The sequence below is a fragment of the Paenibacillus sp. GCM10027629 genome (assembly GCF_042676425.1).
Classification (GTDB): Bacteria; Bacillota; Bacilli; order Paenibacillales; family Paenibacillaceae; genus Paenibacillus_K; species Paenibacillus_K terrigena.
Window position 1 is genome coordinate 916,839 of the sequence record NZ_JBHTGZ010000012.1, and the last position, 6,633, is coordinate 923,471.

At 47.5% G+C, this 6,633-nt stretch carries 7 protein-coding genes and 1 rRNA gene; 2 read left to right on the forward strand and 6 right to left on the reverse strand.

Features of this window, described 5'->3' with window-relative positions:
• Positions 1–77: 77 nt before the first annotated feature.
• Genes ACFQZR_RS24865 through ACFQZR_RS24885 form a run of 5 tightly spaced genes read right to left on the reverse strand, consistent with a single transcriptional unit; the run spans position 78 to position 4,106 of the window.
• On the reverse strand, positions 78–962 hold the full coding sequence (locus tag ACFQZR_RS24865) for a fumarylacetoacetate hydrolase family protein (RefSeq protein WP_379350905.1): 885 nt from the start codon (positions 960–962) through the stop codon (positions 78–80).
• A 21-nt stretch (positions 963–983) separates the two neighbouring features.
• Positions 984–1,760 carry an SDR family NAD(P)-dependent oxidoreductase gene (locus ACFQZR_RS24870; RefSeq protein WP_379350907.1) on the reverse strand — a complete coding sequence of 259 codons (777 nt, stop codon included), beginning with the start codon at positions 1,758–1,760 and terminating at the stop codon, positions 984–986.
• Between the two features lie 30 nt (positions 1,761–1,790).
• Positions 1,791–2,585: an SDR family NAD(P)-dependent oxidoreductase gene (locus ACFQZR_RS24875; protein WP_379350910.1), complete on the reverse strand. Its 795-nt coding sequence runs from the start codon at positions 2,583–2,585 to the stop codon at positions 1,791–1,793.
• 20 nt (positions 2,586–2,605) lie between these two features.
• Positions 2,606–3,766, reverse strand: a complete 1,161-nt coding sequence (locus tag ACFQZR_RS24880; protein WP_379350912.1) for a UxaA family hydrolase — start codon at positions 3,764–3,766, stop codon at positions 2,606–2,608.
• 22 nt (positions 3,767–3,788) lie between these two features.
• Positions 3,789–4,106 carry a UxaA family hydrolase gene (locus ACFQZR_RS24885; RefSeq protein WP_379350914.1) on the reverse strand — a complete coding sequence of 106 codons (318 nt, stop codon included), beginning with the start codon at positions 4,104–4,106 and terminating at the stop codon, positions 3,789–3,791.
• 197 nt (positions 4,107–4,303) lie between these two features.
• Between ACFQZR_RS24885 and ACFQZR_RS24890 the strand changes: the two genes are divergently transcribed.
• Both ACFQZR_RS24890 and ACFQZR_RS24895 read left to right on the forward strand, forming a co-directional pair.
• Positions 4,304–5,260 (forward strand): LacI family DNA-binding transcriptional regulator, encoded by a 957-nt coding sequence (locus tag ACFQZR_RS24890; protein ID WP_379350916.1) that lies wholly within the window; start codon positions 4,304–4,306, stop codon positions 5,258–5,260.
• A 162-nt stretch (positions 5,261–5,422) separates the two neighbouring features.
• Positions 5,423–6,205, forward strand: a complete 783-nt coding sequence (locus ACFQZR_RS24895) for an alpha/beta hydrolase (protein ID WP_379350918.1) — start codon at positions 5,423–5,425, stop codon at positions 6,203–6,205.
• A gap of 144 nt (positions 6,206–6,349) precedes the next feature.
• Here ACFQZR_RS24895 and rrf read toward each other — a convergent pair.
• Positions 6,350–6,466, reverse strand: a 5S ribosomal RNA gene (gene rrf, locus ACFQZR_RS24900).
• Positions 6,467–6,633: the final 167 nt, after the last annotated feature.

Here is a 6,633-nt window from a genome sequence, read left to right on the forward strand (position 1 = left end):
GAAGAACGACAAAAAACCTGCACAGCACAAGGCCGTACAGGTTCCTTATATATGAGTCTATGAAAATAATAACAGGATTACACTTCCGCGATGAATCGGTTCGTTAAAGAACCTAGCTTCTCAATCTCTATCGTTACGACATCACCCGGCTGTAGGTAGACACGTTGTTCTGGCGGTAATCCAAGAACGACGCCTTCTGGTGTACCTGTCAAGATAATATCTCCAGGCACCAATGTCATATGCTTCGAGATGTAACTGACAATCTCGTCACATGGGAAAATCATGTCGGATGTATTCGAGTTCTGACGCACCTCACCATTGACAATCGCTCGAATGAATAGTTGGTTCGGATCGCCAACTTCATCAGCCGACACCAGGTAAGGTCCAAGCGGACTGAAATCATCGCATGTTTTGCCTAACAACCATTGATGGGTACGCATTTGCAGATCACGAGCCGATAGGTCATTGACTGCACAATAGCCAAAGACATGATCTAACGCTTCCTCACGGGATACGTTCTTCGTATTCTTCCCGATCACGATGACGAGTTCCGCTTCATAATCGAGTTCCTTCGTCACGTTCGGCACGACGATCTCAGCTTGATGGGAAGTCAATGTATTATTGAATTTGTTGAACAGAATCGGATACGCCGGAATAGGGGCATTCGTCTCTTCCGCATGCTTCTTGTAGTTAAGACCAACACAAATGATTTTGTTCGGTGCCGTGACGCAAGGCCCGTAAGTGATTGTCGACTCATTCAGCAATGCATCCCCCGATGTACCGTATTGATCGACAATCGATTGGAGTTTATCTACTGCTGCCTGTCCGCCTTGGATGACATCCATCACGTTCTGCGGCACGTGGTTGTCTCCTGCAGCTGCACGAGCCACATCCAATACCCCATATGCTGTCTGAACACCAAGACGCTGCTGACCCTCTTCAATAAATGTTAACAGTTTCACGCTCGTGAACCTCCTTGTGTTTTAAGCATTCTTGCCGAATACAACGCCGCCGTCAATATAGAGCGGTGACCCCATCATAAATTTCGATTCGTCCGAAGCGAGGAATAACGCAGCTTGCGCCACATCTTCAGGACGTCCTAGATCTCCGCTTAATTGGCGGGTCTTGAGGGAAGCATACGCCGCCTCTTGATTGTCGCCATAGGATTTCTTCAAATAATCTTCCACGAACGGCGTAAGAATTGTCCCTGGTAACAAGGCATTCACACGAATGTTATATGGCGCATAATCCACTTGCATCGACTTGGTTAGCGATAATACTGCACCTTTGGTTGTCGAATATGAACCGCGCTGTGCAAGCCCGATTTCAGCAATACAAGAAGACATATTAATGATCGATCCTGACTTCGCCTCCATCATATGAGGGAGAACATACTTACATGGCAGAAATACACCTTTGATATTGATATTTATGACACGATCCCATGCCTCTTCATCGATTTCATGCAGGCGGCCCACACCACTAACGCCGGCATTGTTGAAGAGAACATCGATACGACCATAACGCTCGATGATTTCTGCTACCATTGCCTGCACTTGGTCCGCTTTGGTTACATCGGCACGAATGAAGTGGGCGCGTCCGCCGGCACTTTCGATTTCTGCCGCTGCTGCCTTGCCATGCTCCTCGTTCAGATCGTTAATAATGACAATAGCGCCTTCTTTTGCAAAACGTATCGCGGAACTTTTCCCGATTCCCGACCCTGATCCAGTAATTAACGTTACTTTATCCTTTAATCGCATACGAGCTCCTCCTTTAGATTCCTCGATGAATTAGCGTTCCATATGATCGTCTGGCTGTGCAGCCTTCACCGTCAGACCGCCATCAACCATAAGCAAATGACCGTTTACTTGCATCGCTTCTTCGGATGCTAAGAATACAACTGCATCGCCGATTTGACGTGCTGTACCGAGGCGTTTCATCGGATTCGCTTCAATCTCTTGTTGGCGGATCACTGGGCTTGCCAAGTAATCTGTACACATATCCGTATCCACGGTGCTTGGTCCCACGGCGTTTACGTTAATATTGAACTTCCCGAGCTCAATGGCCATTCCTTTTGTCAGCATGTTCGCTGCGGCCTTGGAGGATTGGTAATGCGGGATCACCGGACTTGTCACGACAAGGCTTGCTGTTGAGAGAACGTTGACGATTTTGCCGTAACGACGCTCGATCATGCCTTTCGCTGCAATCTGCGAAGCTAAGAAAATTGCCTTTACGTTCGTGTTATACGTACGATCCCAAGTCTCTTCGGAGACATTCAAGAAGGATTCGAACGGAGCGATCCCCGCATTGTTCACGAGAATATCAACGGGTCCAAGCTTAGCTTCAACCTGTGCGAACATCGCCTCAACCTCGGATTTCTTCCCTACATCTGCACGTACGACGATAGCTCGTTGACCAAGCGCCTCGACTTGTGCTTTGACCTTCTCGGCTAAATCCAAACTTTTTTCCGATGCGTAGTTAATCGCTACATCCGCACCTTCTTCAGCCAGACGAATGACAATCGCCTCACCAATCCCGCGGCTTCCTCCAGTTACTAACGCGACTCTCGATTTCAAACGGTTCATGTATGTTAATCTCCCTTCCATTACAATGTTGGTCCAATCCGGTTAATACTAAATTCTTGGTGACCTAGAATTTCAGCCTTGGTCTCTTTGCCATCAGCTACTTCGACAATTTCTTGCCAGATCGATTCACCAGCTTCGTTCAGTCCGAGCGTACCTGCGAGCATCGCGCTTACGTCGACATCAAGGTTATCATTCATAGACTTGAAGACACGTTCGTTCCCTGTGATTTTAATGACCGGAATAACCGCTGCACCCGTTGGTGTTCCACGTCCCGTTGTGAAGCAGACAAGGTGTACACCACTCGCTGCCATACCCGATACGCACTCAATGTCATTTCCCGGGGAATCCATGAAATAGAGACCTTTACCAGGAATCGCTTCTGCATATTCAAAAGCACCGACAAGCGGCGAAGTTCCGCATTTGCTAATGCAGCCTAGAGACTTCTCTTCAATCGTAGATAATCCCCCCGCAATATTCCCAGGGCTTGGGTTGCCGCCGCGCATATCTGCGCCCATTCGATTGATCTCGACTTCGAACCGCTCAATAAAATGATAGAGCTTGTCGGCGACTTCCTTCGAGCTGCAGCGTGCAGCCATGACATGTTCTGCGCCGATAATCTCGGTTGTTTCACTAATGACGACTGTGCCGCCCTTCTCGATCAAGATGTCTGACGCTACCCCCAGTGCTGGGTTGGATGCCATGCCTGACGTTGCATCGGATCCGCCGCATTTAACCCCAATACGAAGCTCACTGATTGGCATATTTACGATAGGTAGTTGATCCAGCTCAGCACGTAGACGTTTCGCGATTTCGATCCCTTTCTGAATTGCCTTCACCGATCCGCCCACTTCTTGGATATCAATTACTTCAACCGGTTTGCCTGTCGCTCCAATGTCCTTCGCAAGCTCGTGCGGGTCAATAACCTCGCACCCAAGGCTTACAATAATTACTGCTCCGACATTTGGATTTTTCCCTGTACCTGCGAGTGTCTCGAATGTACGTACTTTATCCGCGCCAATCTGACTGCAGCCATGTTGATGCGGGATGGAAACGGTTCCAGGAACAGTCTGACTAATTCGATTGCATACTTGATTCGCACAAATGACCGTAGGAATAACTAATAAATGATTTCGAATACCGTACTCGCCATTGGCGCGTTGATAACCTTTAATAAAGTCCATGATCCATTTTCCCCCTCAGGCGCTACGCCCCTTGACTTTGATCTCCTCTGCCGCGAATCCCTTCCACATTATGCACATGAACATGACGCCCGCGTTCGATCATGACCGTTGCGCGTCCAATGACTTCACCATATTTCATAACATGCGTTCCTTCTTCCATGTCAACAAGCGCGACTTTATGTCCGAATGGTATCGGATCCAATGCTACAACCGTCACAAGCTGATCTTTACTTCTGTAATGAATCGTATCACCTGCTTGGATGTCCTTCAGTGCAGTCGCAACATGATCTTTCTCATCCACGACGAGTGCATCAGCGCCAGCTACTACTTCTCCTGCCATTTTCTCATCACCTCAATAGAGTTATCGGTAACTCAAAAGTATCAACTTTACCCGGTAGTGTCAAGGATAATTTTCCTCGTTTCTGTATCTTGACTTTCGTACCTGATTCCTTCAATATTGACGATATCACTTGATATAGAAAGGATACTACCATGGTTTCAATCTATGACATCGCCAAAAGAGCACAATGCTCTACCATGACGGTCTCCAGAGTTATCAATAACACTGGCCGTATCAGCGAGAAGACAAGACAGCGTGTCAAAGCCATCATGGAGGAAATGAACTACGTTCCCAACCATGCGGCTCGAAGCCTAGTTCTTCAGCAGACCAAGATTATCTCCCTCCTCATTACGGATATTACCAATCCCTTCTATACAACGCTCGCGCGAGGCGCAGAAGATGCTGCTCAGCGATTAGGATATCGGCTCATGTTCTCGAATAGCGATGAGGATGTCAAGAAAGAACATGAATATATTGAGACCGTACTCTCCATGCGTGTAGACGGCGTACTTATTGCGCCTGCCGGAGACCAGTCCTTAGAACACTTGCAGAAATTGCAGTTATACAATATTCCTTTTGTGCTGGTTGACCGTGAAGTGCCTGGTATTGATTCTGACCGCGTATTAGGAGATAGCAAGGAAGGCTCCAAAGCGTTAGTAGACCATTTAATCAAGCTGGGGCATCGCCGAATTGCTTTTATTAACGGTTCACCTGGCATCTCAACGGCAAGAATGCGCGAGGCAGGATATTTGGAGACATTGAAACTGAACGATATTCCAGTGAATCCCGATTATATGTTCGAAACAGGGTATTCGCAATTCGATGCGGATCCGATTATTGATCGACTTCTATCCTTAGAAGAACCGCCAACGGCGATATTCGCAGCCAATAACTTTATTACATTAGCCGTCATTCGATCACTTCGGAGCAGAGAGCTTCGTATTCCTGACGACATGTCCATCGTATGTTTCGATGATCTCGATCCTGGTTATATCGTGGACCCTTTCTTAACAATTGCGGCACAACCTGCTTATGATTTTGGTCGGATTGGTATGCAAATGCTCATCGATCGTATTCAAGGAACAGCCAATGAGCCTCGGAGTGTCATCCTTCCGTCTAAGCTGATCGTTCGCCGTTCCAGTACGGAAATATAATTGTGAACCTGTTGGAGTAATTCTGACAGGTTTTTTGATTTTTCAGTGAAGATAGGATATTGCAGGAAAGGCGTAAGCACGTGGAGAATCATAAGGGAGAAAGGTATTGCCTTCGCGATTCGCACATAGGCATTTCTCAACTTGGGAGGGTTAACTACAGTTATGGCACTAATACAATGTAACTTTTATGCCGAGTCTTTAGGTCTCAGCACAACCATGTCGGTCATCTTGCCAGAGCAGACAAAGACGCAGATTGGGCTTACGAATGTTGTGCACTCGCTCCGTCACCCAACGCTCTACTTGCTGCACGGGCTTTCTGACGACCATACGACCTGGATACGCCGCACTTCAATCGAGCGGTATGCCGCAGCACTAGGTATCGCTATTGTCATGCCTCAGGTTGATCGCAGCTTCTATGCAGATATGGTCCACGGTAATCGTTATTGGACCTTCATTAGTGAAGAACTGCCTCGCGTCGCTCAATCATTCTTCCCACTCTCTGAGGCACGCGAAGATAACTTCGTCGCAGGATTATCTATGGGGGGATATGGTGCATTCAAGCTTGCGCTGAATCACCCGGATCGCTTCGCTGCTGCAGCGAGCTTATCGGGTGCAATGGACCTCACGGATCCAAGATGCTTGGAGTGGTGGCCAGAGGTCTATCAACTCGTATTCGGCAATCAAAAAGTTGAAGGTTCGAACAGTGATTTGCTGCACCTGGTATCGACGCTTGGATCGACGACGGATGCCGTTCAAAAGCCTAAGTTATTCCAATGCTGCGGAACCGAAGATTATTTATATGATCAAAATGTACTCTTCCGCGATACATGCAAGAAAGTTGGACTCGATCTGACGTACGAGGAAGGTCCTGGGGATCACAACTGGGAGTATTGGGATCAACAGATTCAACAAGTGCTTCGCTGGCTGCCGCTTCGAAAATCTTAATAGAAAACCCTCGACATGTTGGGCTTACAATGTGTCGAGGGAAATAGCCTACTCAAATAATACAATGCGTCATTTTCAGCGACTCAATTGAAAGCATAAAAAAGACCACCTTCGAGAATTGAATCTCAAAAGTGGTCTTTAGCTGCTTGGCATCGTCCTACTCTCCCAGGACCCTGCGGTCCAAGTACCATCGGCGCTAGAGGGCTTAACGGTCGTGTTCGGGATGGGTACGCGTGGAACCCCTCCGCCATCGACACCAAACGAATTACTAATTCAGGTTTACAGCATTACCACATGCTGCAAGCATTCTGATCCACATCACTGCACTTGGCAATCATGCTTTTCTTTTTTGCTCCCTGAAAACCGGATGCGAAATAAATTTGCGTTTTATGTTTTAGGATAAGCCCTCGACCGATTAGTATTGGTCA